We start from the raw sequence: 17,324 nt of genomic DNA, 5'->3' as shown, positions 1-17,324 counted from the left end.
CCGGTGTCCGACCCCGCCCGCACCCGGATCGGCGTGGCCATCGACATCCCGGAGCCCTGGGGCGCGATGCTGACCCGCCGGCGCGCGGAGGCCGGCGACCCGCAGGCCGCCTGGACGCCGGCGCACGTCACCCTGCTCGGCCCGACCGAGGTGGACACCGACGTGCTGCCGGCGGTGGAGAAACACCTGGAGTCGGTCGCCTCGGCCCAGCCGCCGTTCACCATCCACCTGCGCGGGACCGGCACGTTCCGGCCGGTCACCGAGGTGGTTTTCGTCAGCCTGGCGATGGGCATCAGCGAGTGTGAGCTGCTCGCCGAGGCGATCACCCGGTCCGAGGACATCCGCCGGGACAGCCGGTTCCCCTACCACCCGCACGTCACCGTGGCGCAGGACGTGGCGCCGGACGCGCTGGACGCGGTCTTCGACGATCTCGCCGGGTTCTCGGCGCGATTCCCGGTGTCGTCGTTCACGCTCTTCTCGCACGGTGGCGAGGGACCCTGGCGGCCGCGGCGTGACTTCCCGCTCGGCGGCTGATCCGTCGGTTACGGTCGCGCGGTGAACCCCATCGATCGGGCCTACGACGCGGTGGCGGCCCGGATCATGAAGGTGCGGTACCGCTCCCGCTACTTCGACCACCTGTGCCGGACGCTGCTGCGGTACGACGGTGTGCAGGGCGGCCGGCTGGCCGCCGCGAGCGCCTACTACGCGTTCTTCGCCGTCTTCGCGCTGCTGCTGATCGGCTACTCGGTCTTCGGGTTCCTGCTCACCAGCAATCCCGAGCTGTTCCACGCGGTGCACGACTTCCTCCGGCAGAACCTGCCGTTCCTCGACGTGCAGGCGATCCTGGACAGCAAGAAGACCGTCGGCATCGTCGGCATCGTCGGCCTGACCTTCACCGGCATCGGCTGGGTGGAGGCGATCCGCTCCTCGCAGCGGCACATCTGGCAGCTGCGCGAGCAGCCCGGCTACTTCGGCATCCGGCAGGGGCTGGACCTGCTGGTGCTGGTCGGCATCCTGATCCTGCTGGCGCTCACCCAGCTGGCCGTCTACGGCCTGGAGAAGGTGCTGGTCTGGATGGCCGACGGCGGCTTCCAGAACACTCTCACGGTGGTCAGCCTGATCCTCACGCTGGGCGTGAACATGCTGCTGGCCGCGGCCCTGCTGACCGCGGTGCCCCGGCTGCGGATGACCGCGCGGCGGATGACGCCGCCGGTGCTGCAGGTCGGGATCGGGCTGATGCTGCTCAACACGGTGGGCAAGTCGTTCGTCGCGATGGTCCAGCGCAACCCGGCGTACGGCCTGGTCGGCTCGGCCGTCGGCGCGCTGGTCTACCTCTACGTCTTCCACCAGCTGCTGCTGTTCGGCGCGGCCTGGGCGGCGACCAGCCCGCACGGCCGGGTGGTGGATCTGTCCGCCGACGACAAAACCGCTCCGGTGGGCCAAAACCTGTGGATCCGGGACGCCCGGCCGCGATGATGTGCTGCGTGGGGACTCTCGTCACGCTGCACCTGCCGCCCGGCTCGCCGCTGGCCGACCAGCCCTGGGTGATCACCATCGGCTCGCTCGGTGACCGGGAGGACTGGGACCCGGTGGTCTGCGGGCCGTACGAGCGGGAGCACGCGGTGGCGCTGGCCCGTGCCGTGGTGGCCGACGCCGACCTGATGGCGGTGGTCGAGCCGATGCTGCCGCTGGCCGGGGCGGACGCCATCCGCGAGGAGATCGCGCTGATCCGGGCGCAGGCGCAGGACGACACCGACCCGGCCGACGACCTGCTGGCCGAGCCGGCCGGGTCCGGTCCGCCGCCGGACGAGCCGGATCCGGAGCTGGTCCGCGCCGGGTGGCGCCGGATAGCCGCCCGGCTGACCGGTTAGCCGCGCTGCGATACTGACCCGGTGGTGATCACGCGACGGTGGGCGGCGTTCCTGATGGCGGTCGGCGTCTGGACCTGGGTGATCTGGCCCCGGTTCGCTCTGGCGATCTACCGGGACGACCGGTCCTTCGACGGCGGGTCGCCGACCTCGTTCCTCTGGGTGCACGCCCTGCTGATCGCGGCGTCGCTGACGATCGGGACGGTGGTGGGCGTGCTCGGCGTGCGCGCGTGGCGGGCCGTACCGAAAAGGGTCTTGACAGAGAACGCGGCCGTGACCGAAAAGTGACCGCAACCGAAGCGAATCGTGATCGCATGGGGTTGCCGACGGCGAAGATTAATCCCCGGTTACGCGGCCGCCGGGCAATTCCGCTGGGATCCCACCGAAAGCGGCAGGCAAAATCCCTGGTGATTGCGGCGCGATAACGGTGCGCCAACAGTCCGTACCGAACGCCTGCCGACCCCATGACCCCCGGATACGCTGCCGACCTGAGACTTGCCGACAGTGCGGTGAGCAGTGGAAGGAGGGCGTCTTGCGCCCAGTACGTGGGAAGCGGATCGTGGCGATTCTCGCGGCAGGTGGGCTGACGCTCGCAGCCGCGGCTTGTGGTGACGCTCCGGAGGAGACCTCGTCCGGCAGCGCCAGCTCCAGCGCGGCCGCCGCTTACAAGGCCTGCATGGTGACCGACACCGGCGGCATCGACGACAAGTCGTTCAACGCCTCCGCGTGGGCCGGCATCCAGGCCGCCAAGGCCGAGGCCAGCAACGTGGACCCGAAGTACGTCGCCTCGTCCTCCGAGGCCGACTACGAGCCGAACCTGCGCAACTTCGTCTCGCAGAAGTGTGACTACATCCTCGCGGTCGGCGGCCTGATGGGCGACTCGACCAAGAAGGTCGCCGGCGAGAGCACCAGCTCGCAGTTCGCCATCGTGGACAGCAGCAGCTCCGGCGCCAACGTCTACCCGATGCAGTTCGCCACCCAGCAGGCCGCCTTCCTGGCCGGCTACCTGGCCGCGGGCTACTCGAAGTCGGGCAAGGTCGGCACCTACGGCGGCCTGAAGATCCCGCCGGTCACCATCTTCATGGACGGCTTCGCCGACGGCGTCGCCTACTACAACCAGAAGAAGGGCAAGACCGTCCAGGTCCTCGGCTGGGACAAGGCGAAGCAGAACGGCACCTTCGCCGACAGCTTCATCGACCAGAACAAGGGCAAGACGATCACCCAGACCCTGGTCTCGCAGGGCGCCGACGTGGTCATGCCGGTCGCCGGCGGCACCGGTCTGGGCACCGCCCAGGTCGCCAAGGACTCGGCCGGCAAGGTCTCGGTCATCTGGGTCGACCAGGACGGCTGCAAGTCGGCCGCGCAGTACTGCGACGTGTTCCTCAGCACCGTGGTGAAGAACGTCCAGGAGGCGGTCAAGGAGTCCGTGGTCAAGGGCGCCAAGGGCGAGAAGCTCGAGGCCACCCCGGGCTACATCGGCACCCTGGAGAACGACGGCGTCAGCCTGGCCCCGTTCAACCAGTTCGAGAGCAAGGTCGACGCGACCCTGAAGTCGGAGCTGGAGCAGCTGAAGAAGGACATCGTCGCCGGTACGGTCAAGGCCGAGTCGGCCAGCGCCCCGAAGTGACCTTGCAGTAGTAGCATGTCGGCCGCCGCTCGGCCACGGGTTCCCAGCTCGTGACCGGCGGCGGCTCGCGTTAGACCACCCCCCACCAGGACCAGCACCGAGACTCGGGAGATTCCGCTGAAACTGGAACTGCGCGGCATCACCAAGCGCTTCGGCGACCTGGTGGCCAACGACCACATCGACATCACCGTCGAGCCCGGCGAGGTGCACGCCCTGCTGGGCGAGAACGGCGCCGGCAAGTCCACCCTGATGAACCAGTTGTACGGCCTGCTGCAGCCGGACGAGGGCCAGATCGTCGTGAACGACGAGCCCACGGTCTTCCGCAGCCCCCGCGACGCGATCGCGGCCGGCATCGGCATGGTGCACCAGCACTTCATGCTGGTCCCGGTCTTCACCGTGGCGGAGAACATCGCGCTCGGCGCCGAGGAGACCCGCGGCGGCCCGCTCGGCTGGCTGGACCGCCGCCGCGCCCGCCGGGACGTGCTGGAGACCTCGAAGAAGTTCGGCCTGCCGGTCGACCCGGACGCGCTGGTCGAGGACCTGCCGGTCGGCGCCCAGCAGCGGGTGGAGATCGTCAAGGCGCTGACCCGCGACGTCGACCTGCTGATCCTGGACGAGCCGACCGCGGTGCTCACCCCGCAGGAGACCGAGGAACTGCTCGCGGTGATGCGCTCGCTCACCGAGATGGGCAAGTCGATCGTCTTCATCACCCACAAGCTCAAAGAGGTCAAGGCGATCGCCGACCGGATCACCGTGGTCCGCCGCGGCAAGATCGTCGGCACCGCCAGCCCGGACACCAGTGAGGACGAGCTGGCCGCCCTGATGGTCGGCCGCGCGGTCAGCCTCGAGGTGGACAAGCAGCCGGCCGAGCCGGGCCGCGCCGTGCTCCAGGTGGCCGGCCTGGTCGTCGACGACGACCGGGGGATCCGCGCGGTCGACGGCGTCGACCTGGAGGTCCGTGCCGGCGAGGTGATGGGCATCGCCGGGGTGCAGGGCAACGGGCAGACCGAGCTGGTCGAGGCGATCATGGGGCTGCGCGAGGTGCGCGCCGGCACGATCGAGCTGGACAGCGAGGACCTGGCCGGGCAGAGCACCAAGAAGATCCTGCGCTCCGGCGTCGGCTACGTCCCCGAGGACCGCAGCCACGACGGCGTGGTCAAGGAGTTCAGCGTCGCCGAGAACCTGATCCTGGACATGTACGACCGGGAGCCGTTCGGCAACGCGTTCCGGCTGGACCTCACGAAGATCGGCGGGAACGCCAAGGAGCGGGTCACGCAGTTCGACATCCGGTGCCAGTCACCGGAGTCCGCGGTCGGCACCCTCTCCGGCGGCAACCAGCAGAAGGTCGTCATCGCCCGGGAGATGTCCCGGCCGCTGCGCCTGTTCATCGCGTCCCAGCCGACCCGCGGCGTGGACGTCGGCTCGATCGAGTTCATCCACGGCCAGATCATCCACGAGCGGGACCAGGGCACCGCGGTGCTGGTGGTCTCCAGCGAGCTCGACGAGGTGGTCGGGCTGGCCGACCGGATCGCGGTGATGTACCGCGGCCGGATCCTGGCGATCGTCTCGCCGGACACCCCGCGCGAGGAGATCGGCCTGCTGATGGCCGGCATCACCGGCGGCAACGAGGAGAAGAAGTGACCGCCGAGACGACCACACCGAAGAAGGACGAGGCGCCGGCCGGGAAGGAGACGTTCCTCAACGCCTTCCTGCGCAACCTCTGGGCGTCGAACAGCGTCACGGTCACCGTCCTGTCGATCTTCCTGGCCGTGCTGATCGGCGCGGTGCTGGTGGTCATCTCGGACGCGGCGGTGCTGGCGAAGTTCGGCTACTTCACCGCCCGCCCGGGTGACGCGATCGAGGCCAGCTGGGCGCTGATCAGCTCGGCCTACGCCGACCTGCTCAAGGGCGCGCTCGGTGACCCGGAGGCGATCAGCGCCTGGCTCTCCGGCTCCGGCTCCTGGCAGGACGCGTTCTCGCCGATCTCCGAGACGCTGACCTACGCCGCCCCGCTGGTCTTCACCGGCCTGTCGGTCTCGCTCGCCTTCCGCGGCGGCCTGTTCAACATCGGCGCGCAGGGTCAGGCGGTGCTCGGTTGCATCGCGGCCGGGGTCGCCGGGTTCAGCTTCGGCCTGCCGATCGTGCTCAACCTGATCGTGGCGCTGGTCGCCGGCGCGCTCGGCGGCGCCCTGTGGGGTTTCCTGCCCGGCCTGCTCAAGGCCCGGACCGGCGCGCACGAGGTGATCACCACGATCATGCTCAACTACATCGCCGGGCTCTTCCTGTCCTGGCTGGTCATCCAGAAGGGCATCCAGCAGCCCGGCCGCAGCGACGCGATCAGCAAGGCGGTCGCCGAGTCGGCCCAGCTGCCGTCGTTCGGCGGCGTGCTCCGGGTGCACCTGGGCATCGTGCTGGCGGTGCTGGTCACCGCCGGGGTGGCCTGGCTGCTGAACCGGTCGGCGTTCGGCTTCGAGCTGCGCGCGGTGGGCTCCAACGCGCACGCCGCGAAGACCGCCGGGATCAGCGTGGCCAAGACGTACACCCTGCTCATGGCGGTGGCCGGTGGCCTGGCCGGGCTCGGCGGGGCGACCCAGGTGCTGGGCACGGCGTACGCGCTGACCCCGTCGGTGGCCGGCAACATCGGCTTCGACGGCCTGCTGGTCGCGCTGCTCGGCCGCAACCGCCCGTGGGGCACCCTGCTCGCCGCGATCCTGTTCGGCGCGCTGCGGGCCGGTGGCAACCGGATGCAGTCGTTCACCGGTATCTCCCTGGAACTGGTCACCGTGCTGCAGGCCCTGATCGTCATCTTCATCGCCGCCCCCGCACTGGTGAAGGCGATCTTCCAACTCCGTGCCGCGCGCACCACGGCGAAGGGCTGAGGACATGTCGACCACGACTGTGGAGGAGCTGGCCGAGGTCGCCGCGCCGGAGCCGTTCTGGACCCGGCAGCGCCGCCTCGGGGTGGCCCTGACCCTGCTCGGCGTCGTCGCCGCGCTGTTGTTCGGCTCGCTCGCGCCGAGCGAGGACGCCCGGTTCACGCTCACCGAGGACGCCACCGGGGCCGCACTCTCGATCAACGGCCAGTTCGGCGCGGTGCTGTTCGGCGTGCTGACCGTGGTGGCCGGCGGCCTGCTGGTGTCCGGCCTGCTCAAACGCTGGTCGAACGCGCTGCTGGTGATCGGCATCGTGACCTTCGTGCTGTCGTTCCTGTGCTGGCAGGTGGCCGGTCAGTTCCTGGCCCTGGAGGACACCCTCAGCGGCACCATGGACCTCGCCCTGCCGCTGATCCTCGGCGCCCTGGCCGGTGTCCTGGGCGAGCGGTCCGGCGTGGTGAACGTCGCGATCGAGGGCCAGTTCCTGATGGGCGCGTTCGGCGGCGCCCTGATCGGCACCATGGCCGGCAGCGTCTGGGCCGGCCTGATCAGCGCCGCGGTCGGCGGTGTGATCATCGCGGCGATCCTGGCCGTGCTGTCGATCCGCTACCTGGTCGACCAGACCGTGGTCGGCATCGTGCTGAACCTGTTCGCGCTCGGGGTCACCGGCTTCCTCTACGAGCGGCTGATGCAGCCCGACGCGGCGAAGTACAACACCCCGCCGCAGATGCCCAGCTGGCGCATCCCGGGGCTGGCCGACATCCCGGTGCTCGGCCCGGTGTTCTTCCACGCCACGCTGCTGCTCTGGATCGCCCTGGCGCTGGTCGTGGTGATTCACTTCGGGCTCAACCGGACCCGGTGGGGCCTGCGGACCCGGGCGGTCGGCGAGCACCCCACCGCGGCTGACACGGTGGGCATCCGGGTGCGCGGCCTGCGCTACCTGAACGTGCTGCTCGGCGGCGTGGTGGCCGGTCTCGGCGGGGCGTACTTCACGCTGGTGGCGACCGGCAGCTTCACCAAGAACATGACGGCCGGCGCCGGCTTCATCGCGCTCGCCGCGCTGATCTTCGGGCGGTATTCGCCGATCGGGGCGTTCGGCGCGGCGCTGTTCTTCGGGTTCGCCCAGAAGCTGGCGTTCTACCTGGCCGCGATCGGCAGCCCGGTGCCGAACCAGTTCCTCAGCATGCTGCCGTACATCGCCACGATCATCGCGGTGGCCGGTCTGGTCGGCCGGGTGCGGGCGCCCGCCGCGGACGGCATCCCGTACATCAAGAGCTGAGCTTTTCTCCACGGATGCCCGGGCCTGGCCCGGGCATCCGTCGTTGACGGACCGGACAGTGGGGCAGAATCGAGATCATGGAGATCGACTGGGCGGCTCTACGAGCAGCCGCCATCGAGGTGATGCGTCGTGCCTACGTGCCCGCATCCGACTTCCCGGTCGGCGTCGCCGGCCTGGTCGACGACGGCCGGGTGATCGTCGGCTGCAACGTCGAGAACGCCTCGCTCGGGATGACCCTGTGCGCCGAGTGCGGTCTGGTCAGCGCGCTGCACGCGAGCGGCGGCGGCAAGCTGGTGGCGATGTCCTGCGTGGATGCCACCGGGGCGCCGCTGATGCCGTGCGGGCGCTGCCGTCAGCTGCTCTGGGAGCACGGCGGCCCGGACATGCTGGTCGAGGCGCTGCCCCGGCCGCTGCGGATGGACGAGCTGCTGCCGCACGCGTTCGGCTGGGTGGACATGGAGAAGGTCACCGGCCCGGCCGGCGGCCCGGAGGTCCCCGCCGAGCTGGCCAAGTGGCGCGGCCGCGGCACCGTCTTCGTGCACCCGGACCTGTCCGGCGGCGCGACGATCTGGACCGGGTACTGGGAGCGCTCGTCCGGCGCCCCGGGCACCGGCGAGGACAAGGGCATCCTGGAGGAGGGGCCGAACTTCCCGACCGCCTCCGCCGCGGTGGCCTGGGGTCTGGTCCGCACTCCGCGGATCGTGGTGGTGGACGCCGAGGGCGGACTGTCCTGGGCAGGCGAGGGCGAGCTGCCGGAGGGTATCCCGCAGCGCTGGAAAAAAGAGGAACAGGCGTGAGCGGGCTCCCGCAGCGCTGGAAAAAACAGGAACAGGCGTGAGCGGGTTCCCGCAGCGCTGGAAAGAGGATTCATGAGCGGCATCGCGGCCGTAGACGTCATCCGGGCGAAGCGGGACGGGCACGCGCTGTCCGACGCGCAGATCGACTGGGTGGTCGACGCGTACACCAAGGGCGTGGTCGCCGACGAGCAGATGTCCGCCCTGGCGATGGCGATCCTGCTGCGCGGCATGAGCCCCGCCGAGATCGCCCGGTGGACCGCCGCGATGATCGCCAGCGGCGAGCGGCTGGACCTGTCCGCGGTGTCCCGGCCGACCGCCGACAAGCACTCCACCGGCGGCGTCGGCGACAAGATCACGCTGCCGCTGACCCCGCTGGTCGCGGCGTGCGGGGTGGCCGTCCCGCAGCTGTCCGGCCGGGGCCTCGGGCACACCGGTGGCACGCTGGACAAGCTGGAGTCGATTCCCGGCTGGCGGGCCCGGCTGAGCAACCAGGAGTTCCTCGCCCAGCTCCAGGACGTCGGCGGGGTGATCTGCGCGGCCGGTGAGGGCCTGGCCCCGGCCGACCGCAAGCTCTACGCGCTGCGCGACGTCACCGGCACGGTCGAGGCGATCCCGCTGATCGCCAGCTCGATCATGAGCAAGAAGATCGCCGAGGGCACCGGCGCGCTGGTGCTGGACGTCAAGGTCGGCTCCGGCGCGTTCATGAAGGACCTGGAGCAGGCGCGGGAACTGGCCCGGACCATGGTGCGGCTCGGCAAGGACAGCGGGGTCACCACGGTCGCGCTGCTCACCGACATGAGCACGCCGCTGGGCCTGGCCGTGGGCAACGCCAACGAGGTGGCCGAGTCGGTCGAGGTGCTGGCCGGCGGCGGACCGTCCGATGTGGTGGAACTCACCCTCGCCCTGGCGCGGGAGATGCTGGCCGCCGCCGGTGTGGACGCCGACCCGGAGAAGGTGCTGGCCTCGGGCGCGGCGATGGACAGCTGGAAGGCGATGATCCGGGCGCAGGGCGGGGATCCGGACGCGGCGCTGCCCACCGCGGCGCACACCGAGGTGCTGCGCGCCGAGTCCGCCGGGGTGGTCACCACGATGGACGCGTACGGGATCGGCGTGGCCGCCTGGCGGCTCGGCGCCGGCCGGGCCCGCAAGGAGGACCCGGTCAGCTTCGGCGCCGGGGTGCAGCTCAAGGTCAAGCCGGGGGACCGGGTGGCGGCCGGGGACGTGCTGCTCGAACTGCGGACCGACGACGCCTCCCGGATCGAGGCGGCCCGGGCCGACGCGGCCGCCGCGATCAAGATCGGGACGGCGGCACCCGCCTCGGCCGGCCTCCTGCTGGACCGCATAGCCTGACGCACCATGACGAAGGCCGCCCCCGACCCACGCGCGGTTCGCGAGGCCAGCCTGGACGAACTGTCCCGGCTCGCGCTGCCCCTGCCGCCGCCCAGCTTCCCGCTGGTCTGGGAGCTCGGCGACACGGTCGAGCTGCGGCCGGTCGCCGAGCTGGAGGCGCGTGCCGCGGTGCTGCACGTGGTCGTCGCGCGCTGCTTCGGGATGCCCACCGAGGCGGCGATGAGCTGGCTGCTCGCGTCGCACCTGGTGGAGCTGGTCACCCCGCCGGAGTGGCAGTTCGTGATCGGGGCCAAGGGTGACCACCGCTCGTTCGTGCTGCACCACGACGCGGTGTTCGCGCTGGCCTGGCTGCTCGGCCTGGGCCGGCACCTGGACCCGACGGTGCCGCCGGACGACCAGCTGATGGCGCAGATGCCGGATCTGCCGGCCGGGGAGACCTTCGGCCGCTGGCGGTCCCGGTCGCTGGTCGCGGTCCGGGACGCGGCCGAGGCGGCGGTGCTGCTCGATCTCTACTACTGCCTGGACTGGGCCTTCCAGGAGGCCGAGCAGGCCGGCCTGCCGCTGCCCGGCGAGGTGGACAGCAACGCGATCGGGCAGCGCCGGTGGGCGCTCGAGTGGGCGGTCATCTTCCACGGCCCCTACCACGAGAAACCCCCGGAATGGGAAGAGGTCGACCTGTCGGTCTAGGCCACACCCTTCTTTCGGTACGCGGTGAGCTCCACCGCCGCGGTCACCGTCAGGTCGGTGGCGGGCAGGTCGGCCACCGGGACGTGCCGGGCGCTCGGCGTCATCCCGACCAGCGTGCGGACCTCGGCGGCGGTCAGTCGCATCACGTGCCGGTGGGTGCCGGTGGCGACCGGCTGGAAGTGGTCCTCCAGGGCGCCGCTGACCCGGGCCGCCTTGTCCGGGTCGACCTGGATCAGGCCGTGCGCGGCGACCAGCTCGGCCAGGTGGTCGGCGGCCGGGGTGACCACCAGCAGCACGCCGTCCGGGCGCAGCACGCGGTGGAACTCCGGGCCGTTGCGCGGGGCGAAGACGTTCAGGATCACGGTGGCCGCCCGGTCCACGATCGGCAGCGGGCGCCACAGGTCGGTGAGCACGGCCGCGGCCCGCGGGTGCGCCCGGGCGGCCCGGCGCAGGCCCGGTTTCGACACGTCCAGGCCCAGGCCGGTGGCCGCCGGGCAGGCGTCGAGCACGTGGGCCAGGTAGTCCCCGGTGCCGGTGCCGGCGTCGACGATCAGGGACGGCTCCGGGCGTACCGTCAAGGGGCTTGATTCGCGCGCCAGCGCGTCGGCGATGAACCGGTAGTGGCCGGCGGACAGGAAGGCGGCGCGGTCCGCGATCATCTCGGCGCTGTCGCCGGTGTGCGGGAGGCGGCCGGCGCTCAGGTCGGCGTAACCCTGCTTGGCCATGTCGAAGCTGTGCCCGCGGGCGCAACGCAGGGCCCGGTCGTGTCGATCCAGTGGTTGTCGACACACCGGGCACGACAAGTACGGCAATGCGCCATCGATCATCGGTCGGTTCCCTCTAGGCTTCGCTGATGGCAGGCATCGCACACTCGGACATCGTCAAGGCTCCCAAGGTTCTCCTCCACGATCATCTGGACGGCGGGCTGCGCCCGGCGACGATCGTGGAGCTGGCCGCGGCGGTGGGCCACGAGCTGCCGGAGACCGATCCGGCCCGGCTGGGCGACTGGTTCGTCGCGGCCGCCGACTCCGGCTCGCTGGAACGGTACCTGGAGACCTTCGCGCACACGGTCGCGGTGATGCAGACCGAGGAGGGCCTGCACCGGGTGGCCAGGGAGTGCGCGCTCGACCTGGCCGCCGACGGCGTGGTGTACGCCGAGGTGCGGTATGCCCCGGAGCAGCACCTGGAGCGCGGTCTGACGCTGGACCAGGTGGTCGAGGCGGTGCACGCCGGGTTCCGCGACGGCTGCGCCGAGGCAGCCGCGCAGGGCCGCCCGATCCGGATCGGCACCCTGTTGACCGCGATGCGGCACGCCGCCCGGTCCCAGGAGATCGCCGAGCTGGCGGTCCGGTTCCGGGACACCGGGGTGGTCGGTTTCGACATCGCCGGCGCCGAGGCCGGGTTCCCGCCCACCCGGCACCTGGACGCCTTCGAGTACCTGCAGCGGGAGAACTTCCACTTCACCATCCACGCCGGCGAGGCGTTCGGCCTGCCGTCGATCTGGGAGGCGATCCAGTGGTGCGGCGCCGACCGGCTCGGGCACGGCGTGCGGCTGGTCGACGACATCACCGTGGCGGCCTCCGGCCCCAGTTCGGTGACCCCGACCGGGGGAACCCAGGCCGCCCCGCCGGTGCTCGGCCGGCTCGCCGCCTACGTCCGGGACAAGCGGATCCCGCTGGAGCTCTGCCCGTCGTCGAACGTGCAGACCGGCGCGGCCGCGTCGATCGCCGAGCACCCCATCAAGCTGCTGCACGACCTGCGCTTCCGGGTCACCGTGAACACCGACAACCGGCTGATGAGCGGGACCTCGATGAGCCGGGAGATGAGCCTGCTCGCCGAGTCGTTCGGGTGGGGCTGGGCGGAACTGCAGTGGCTGACCATCAACGCGATGAAGTCGGCGTTCATCCCGTACGACGAGCGACTGGTGCTGATCAACGAGGTGATCAAGCCGGCGTACGCCAAGTTGCTCGCGTAAAATCCGACTTTCCCCGTATTCCGCTTTTCCGGGATACGGGCGAACGTACGTCGGTCGAAATTGCCTGTCCGGTTCTCCGGGTCCACCGTTCGGCTACACTCCCGCCTACAAACTCGGCATAATCCGGCATCTTGCCTTGCCGATCGCGGGGCACCGAGCCATCGTCGTTCCTGTCGCGATCGACTACGATCTGACCCGTCGGCCTGCGCCCACCCCCCAACGCCGCGCCGACATCGTGAGTGACCTTGAGAGACCTGCACCTCTACAGGTAGTGATTTCAGACCGGCGATGTCCAACTGCGACGTTGCAACATCGCGTCACACAACCGGTCCGTGTCCGCCTGGTCTTTCTCTTTGACACTCGTCGTGATGGAATCTCGGGGGCCCGACCCGGCGAGTCGGTCGTGCGCGGTGCCCGGCGAGCCGAATGCCGGGTCCGAATCAGGAGGACGGTGACGTGAGCAAGCGCCCTAGTGAGGCGGACGGCGTCATGTCGCGTCTGCGTCGACCCACGGGTCGGCTGCGAGACCTACCCATCTGGTCCAAGCTGGGCCTCATCATGCTGGTCCCGACCGTGGCGACGATCATCGTCGGCGTCAACGGCCTGGTCGACCACATCGAGGAGGCTGACAACGCCGAGAACGCCCGGACGCTCGCTGCACTGTCCGAGGCGGCCGGCGGGCTGGTCGACCAGCTTCAATCCGAGCGGTCCTACGCGATGATGATCGCCGTCGCGACCGACGACAACCTGAACAAGAAGTTCCGCGGCGGCAAGCCCGACGACGAGCTCCTCAAGTACGGGATCGCGAAGTACAACGAGGAGCACCCCAAGGTCGAGGCCGCCAACCAGCCGTACGCGCAGCAGCGCGCCGCCCTGGAGGACGTGCCGGACCGGGTCGACATCCTGCTCACCCGTCTGGACCACAACCTGGCCGACCTCGCCGCGTTCCGCAGCCAGGTGGCCAACAAGACGCAGAGCACGACCAGCGTCGACGGGACGTACACCAAGCTGATCGACGACCTGCTCGCGGTCCGGGACGTGGCCGCCCAGCAGGCCAGCGACACCACGCTGAGCGACCGGCTCCGCGCGGTCGCCGAGGTGGCCCGCGCCAAGGAGTACATCTCCATCGAGCGCTACCTCGGTCACCAGGTGATCGGCGCCCAGGAATTCACCCCGACGCTGCGTCAGGCGTTCCTGAGCGCGGACACCGGTTTCAAGCTGGCCAAGAGCACGCTGGAGTCGGTCTCCGCCGAGGGCGAGTTCGAGTACTTCACCAACACCACCGACCACAACGCGGCGCAGCGGGAGGCCACCAACCTCACCGGCCCGCTGCTCGGCAGCACCGGCACCACCATCGACCGCAACGTGCTCACCACGGATGAGTACGAGAAGGCGATGACCGGCTACAACAACACGTTCCGCCAGGTCGAGTCGAAGCTCGACAAGGACATCGTGGCCAAGGCCACCGAGCTGCGGAACACCACGAACCGCCGGGTCTTCGTCGAGACCAGCATCCTGCTCGGCATGCTGCTGCTGGCCATCCTGTTCGCCTGGCTGGTCGCCCGGTCGATGGCCCGCTCGCTGCGGGAGCTGCGGCAGGGCGCGCTCGCGGTGGCCCAGTTCGGCCTGCCGCACGCGGTGTCCCGGCTGCGTGACCCGGCGCTCTCCGCGTCGCTCACGCCGGCCCAGGTCGCCGACCAGATCGCCGAGCCCCTCCCGGTGCGCAGCCGGGACGAGTTCGGGCAGGTGACCGAGGCGTTCAACGCGGTCCACCTGGAGGCGGTCCGGACCGCGGCCGAGCAGGCCGCCCTGCGGGCCTCGGTCGCGACCATGTTCGTCAACCTCGCCCGCCGTTCGCAGATCCTGGTCGACCGGCTGATCGGTCACCTGGACCGGCTGGAGCGCGGCGAGGAGGACCCGGACCGGCTGGCCGAGCTCTTCCAGCTCGACCACCTGGCCACCCGGATGCGGCGCAACGACGAGAACCTCCTGGTCCTCGCCGGCGCCGACTCCACCCGTGTGCAGCGCGAGCCGGCCGCTCTGATCGACGTGCTGCGCGCCGCGCAGTCCGAGGTCGAGCACTACACCCGGATCGAGTTCGGCGTCATCGACCGGGAGATCGAGGTGGCGGCGCACGCCGTCAACGACATGGTCCACCTGGTCGCCGAGCTCTTCGACAACGCCACCGCCTTCTCCCCGCCGAACTCGAACGTGCTCGTCGAGGCCCGCCGGGTCGGCGACAACGCGGTGCTCACCGTGGAGGACCACGGCATCGGCATCAGCCGCGAGCAGCTGCGCGACCTGAACGAGCGGCTGGCCAACCCGCCGACCGTGGACGTCGCCGTCTCCCGGATGATGGGCCTGGTCGTGGTCGCCCGGCTGGCGAACCGGCACGCGGTCCGGGTCGAGCTCCGCCCGGCCGACCGCGAGCGTGGCACCGTCGCCGAGGTGGGCCTGCCCGTCTCCGTCCTGGCCAGCGCCGGCTCCGCTCGCATCCCGGGTGGTTACGACGCGCCGCCGCCGGCCGCGATGCCGTCGTTCGGCGAGCCGCTGGCCCTGGAGAGCGGCCGCGGCGGCTTCCCCGGCAACCGGCCGTACGACCCCGCCGCGAACGGCACCAACGGTGGCGTCCCGGCCTGGTCCGACCTGACCGGCGCCGCGCCGTCCAACGGTTTCGGTGGCGGCGGGCTGAACGGGTCGAACGGCTCCAACGGCTTCAACGGCTCGGCCAACGGGTTCGGTGGCGCCAACGGCTTCGGTGGCGCGAACGGCTTCGGCCCGCGCAGCAACGAGCCGCTGCCGCCGCTCCCGTCCGGCCCGATCAGCACCGGCCCGCAGGGCTTCGCCGGGCTGGACGAGCTGGCCCAGCGCCGCAACGGCAACGACTACCAGCGTCCCGACGGGGAGATGAACGGCTTCGGCGCGACCATTCCGCGCCAGCTCCCGGCCAACCCGGAGAGCCAGGGCCGGACCCCGTTCATGCCGCCGGTGTCCGCGCCGCCGGTGCCGTCGGCCCCGCCGGTCACCTCGGCGCCGCCGGTGACCTCGGCCCCGCCGGTCCCGTCCGCGCCGCCGGTCTCCGCGGCCCCGGTCGACCCGGTCTCGGCGAACCCGTTCGCCTCGGCGCCGCCGGCCTGGCCGCCGGTCGCCGGTGACCGGGAGAGCGCCACCCCGCACGTCCCGGAGAACCTCGCCGCGGCGCTCGACATGACCGCCGAGATCCCGCGGTACCGTCCGGAGAACGCCGAGCCGCAGCCCGAGGTGGCCCGTCCGGTCAACCCGCCGATGGCGGCGTTGCCCGCGTCGGCCCCGCCGGCCTACGACGCGGTCGCTCCGGTGAGCGCTCCGGCCGCCGACGCGCAGGCCGCCGCGGCGGCTCAGATCGCGGCGGCGCAGGCCCCGGCCCGGGAGGGCGCGGTGCCGTTCGCCGACGAGACCATGGAGCTGCCGATCTTCCGGGAGCTCGAGTCGGCCTGGTTCACCACGACCCAGGCGACCAGCGGCAAGCCGTCCGTCTCCGGCAGCGGGGACGAGGCGGTGGTCTCGCAGCGGATCCCGACCGGCGAGCCGGCTCGGACCGCGGGCGTGCCGCAGCAGGCGGCCTCCCCGGAGGCCCGGGAGTTCGACACGGCCACGGTCGGCGCCCCCGCGGCGGCCGGTGCCGGTTCCTACGGTGGCGGGGCCCCGGCCTCCAACCCGTGGCACACCGCGGCCGACGAAGGCTGGTCGGCCGCGCGCAAGGCGTCCGAAGTCGCCATCGACACGACCACCACGGCGGGCCTTCCGAAGCGCACGCCGATGGCGCAACTCGTCCCCGGCGGTGTTGACCGGGGCGGTAACTCCGTCCAGCGCCGTACGCCCGAGGGGGTCCGCGGTCTGCTGTCCGCGTACCACCGGGGTGTGCAGCGCGGTCGCACCAAGGAACAATCGACCAACCTGGAGGAGACTCCGGGAGGGCAGCAGCCCTCGCAGGCTGGCAAGGAGCATGAGGCATGACATCTACGCAGGATCTCGGTTGGCTTCTCGCCAACTTTGCTGACCGCGTTCCCGGGGTCGCGCACGCGATCGCGGTCTCCGCCGACGGCCTGCTCCTGGCGGCCTCGCGGGACCTCCCCCGGGACCGTGCGGACCAGCTCGCGGCGATCGCGTCCGGCCTGGTCAGCCTGACCCAGGGCGCGGCCCGGTGCTTCGAGGGCGGTGCTGTTCTCCAGACGGTCGTGGAGATGGACAATGGGTTCCTGTTCCTGATGTCCATTTCTGACGGCTCCTCGTTCGCGGTGCTCGCGGCTCGCAGCTGCGACGTCGGGCAGGTGGGCTACGAGATGGCCCTGCTGGTCGACCGCGTCGGCGAGGCGCTGACTCCCGCGCCGCGTTCCGCGGCCGGGGTGCTGGGCTGAAGGCGCGGTGAGCCGGCCCATCCGGCTACTGTCCAAAAACTTGAGAACCAATACACTTCGAGTGGCCGAGGGAGGGGTTGACGGTGACAATGCCTGAACGCGATGAGCCGACCGGCGCGCTGGTCAGGCCGTATGCCGTGACCCGTGGTCGAACCCGGCCCAAACTTGAGATAGCGCTGGAAGCGCTGGTCGAGACAACCGTGCGCGGGCGATCGGGAATGATCCGCGGCGGGCAGGGTGGAAGCGAGCATCAGTACATCGCGGCGATGTGCGACGGCGGCCGAGTTCAGTCGCTGGCCGAGATCGCCGCACGCATGCAACTGCCGCTCGGTGTGGCACGTGTGATCGTCGCCGACATGGCCTCTGACGGCCTGCTCGCGGTGTACGAGCCCACCTCGCTAGAGGACGAGACCGACGCGGTAGGCACGGAACTGCTGGAAAGGGTGCTGAGTGGACTTCGCAGGCTCTGAC

At 71.0% G+C, this 17,324-nt stretch carries 16 protein-coding genes; 15 read left to right on the top strand and 1 reads right to left on the bottom strand.

Annotated features, from left to right (window positions below; all coding sequences use genetic code 11):
• The first annotated feature begins 3 nt into the window (after positions 1-3).
• From BJY16_RS04815 to BJY16_RS04765, 11 genes are all read left to right on the top strand, one after another.
• Positions 4-534 carry a 2'-5' RNA ligase family protein gene (locus BJY16_RS04815; RefSeq protein WP_185037910.1) on the top strand — a complete coding sequence of 177 codons (531 nt, stop codon included), beginning with the start codon at positions 4-6 and terminating at the stop codon, positions 532-534.
• A gap of 21 nt (positions 535-555) precedes the next feature.
• On the top strand, positions 556-1,476 hold the full coding sequence (locus tag BJY16_RS04810; protein ID WP_185037909.1) for a YhjD/YihY/BrkB family envelope integrity protein: 921 nt from the start codon (positions 556-558) through the stop codon (positions 1,474-1,476).
• A gap of 8 nt (positions 1,477-1,484) precedes the next feature.
• A complete protein-coding gene (locus tag BJY16_RS04805) occupies positions 1,485-1,871 on the top strand; it encodes a hypothetical protein (protein ID WP_185037908.1) in 387 nt (128 codons plus the stop codon).
• Between the two features lie 21 nt (positions 1,872-1,892).
• Positions 1,893-2,156 carry an SCO4848 family membrane protein gene (locus tag BJY16_RS04800; protein ID WP_185037907.1) on the top strand — a complete coding sequence of 88 codons (264 nt, stop codon included), beginning with the start codon at positions 1,893-1,895 and terminating at the stop codon, positions 2,154-2,156.
• Between the two features lie 244 nt (positions 2,157-2,400).
• Positions 2,401-3,495 carry a BMP family lipoprotein gene (locus tag BJY16_RS04795; RefSeq protein WP_185037906.1) on the top strand — a complete coding sequence of 365 codons (1,095 nt, stop codon included), beginning with the start codon at positions 2,401-2,403 and terminating at the stop codon, positions 3,493-3,495.
• Positions 3,496-3,657: 162 nt separating this feature from the next.
• Positions 3,658-5,136 (top strand): ABC transporter ATP-binding protein, encoded by a 1,479-nt coding sequence (locus tag BJY16_RS04790; RefSeq protein ID WP_307835716.1) that lies wholly within the window; start codon positions 3,658-3,660, stop codon positions 5,134-5,136.
• On the top strand, positions 5,133-6,374 hold the full coding sequence (locus BJY16_RS04785; protein WP_185037905.1) for an ABC transporter permease: 1,242 nt from the start codon (positions 5,133-5,135) through the stop codon (positions 6,372-6,374). Before BJY16_RS04790 ends, BJY16_RS04785 begins: the two co-directional genes overlap by 4 nt.
• A 4-nt stretch (positions 6,375-6,378) precedes the next feature.
• Positions 6,379-7,647, top strand: a complete 1,269-nt coding sequence (locus BJY16_RS04780; RefSeq protein WP_185037904.1) for an ABC transporter permease — start codon at positions 6,379-6,381, stop codon at positions 7,645-7,647.
• Between the two features lie 77 nt (positions 7,648-7,724).
• A complete protein-coding gene (locus BJY16_RS04775) occupies positions 7,725-8,444 on the top strand; it encodes a cytidine deaminase (RefSeq protein WP_185037903.1) in 720 nt (239 codons plus the stop codon).
• 72 nt (positions 8,445-8,516) lie between these two features.
• The gene (locus BJY16_RS04770) at positions 8,517-9,794 is read left to right on the top strand and encodes a thymidine phosphorylase (protein ID WP_185037902.1); all 1,278 of its coding nucleotides are present in this window, start codon (positions 8,517-8,519) and stop codon (positions 9,792-9,794) included.
• 6 nt (positions 9,795-9,800) lie between these two features.
• Positions 9,801-10,481, top strand: coding sequence for a DUF4272 domain-containing protein (locus BJY16_RS04765; protein WP_185037901.1), 681 nt, complete (start codon positions 9,801-9,803; stop codon positions 10,479-10,481).
• Here BJY16_RS04765 and BJY16_RS04760 read toward each other — a convergent pair.
• Entirely contained in the window at positions 10,478-11,308 is an 831-nt protein-coding gene (locus tag BJY16_RS04760) for a putative RNA methyltransferase (RefSeq protein ID WP_185037900.1), read from the bottom strand. The genes BJY16_RS04765 and BJY16_RS04760 overlap by 4 nt on opposite strands.
• A 26-nt stretch (positions 11,309-11,334) precedes the next feature.
• Here BJY16_RS04760 and BJY16_RS04755 point away from each other — a divergent pair, with 26 nt between their 5' ends.
• The 4 genes from BJY16_RS04755 (at position 11,335) to BJY16_RS04740 (ending at position 17,323) form a co-directional block, all read left to right on the top strand.
• On the top strand, positions 11,335-12,456 hold the full coding sequence (locus BJY16_RS04755; RefSeq protein ID WP_185037899.1) for an adenosine deaminase: 1,122 nt from the start codon (positions 11,335-11,337) through the stop codon (positions 12,454-12,456).
• 456 nt (positions 12,457-12,912) lie between these two features.
• A complete protein-coding gene (locus BJY16_RS04750) occupies positions 12,913-16,452 on the top strand; it encodes a sensor histidine kinase (protein ID WP_185037898.1) in 3,540 nt (1,179 codons plus the stop codon).
• Entirely contained in the window at positions 16,449-16,853 is a 405-nt protein-coding gene (locus tag BJY16_RS04745; RefSeq protein WP_014447580.1) for a roadblock/LC7 domain-containing protein, read from the top strand. The genes BJY16_RS04750 and BJY16_RS04745 overlap by 4 nt, the downstream gene beginning before the upstream one ends.
• Positions 16,854-16,942: 89 nt before the next feature.
• Entirely contained in the window at positions 16,943-17,323 is a 381-nt protein-coding gene (locus tag BJY16_RS04740) for a DUF742 domain-containing protein (protein ID WP_185046269.1), read from the top strand.
• Position 17,324: the final 1 nt, after the last annotated feature.

It is taken from the genome of Actinoplanes octamycinicus (genome assembly GCF_014205225.1).
Lineage (GTDB): Bacteria > Actinomycetota > Actinomycetes > Mycobacteriales > Micromonosporaceae > Actinoplanes > Actinoplanes octamycinicus.
Note: the sequence above shows the minus strand (reverse complement) of the source record. Positions and strands in the feature narration are given on the sequence as shown.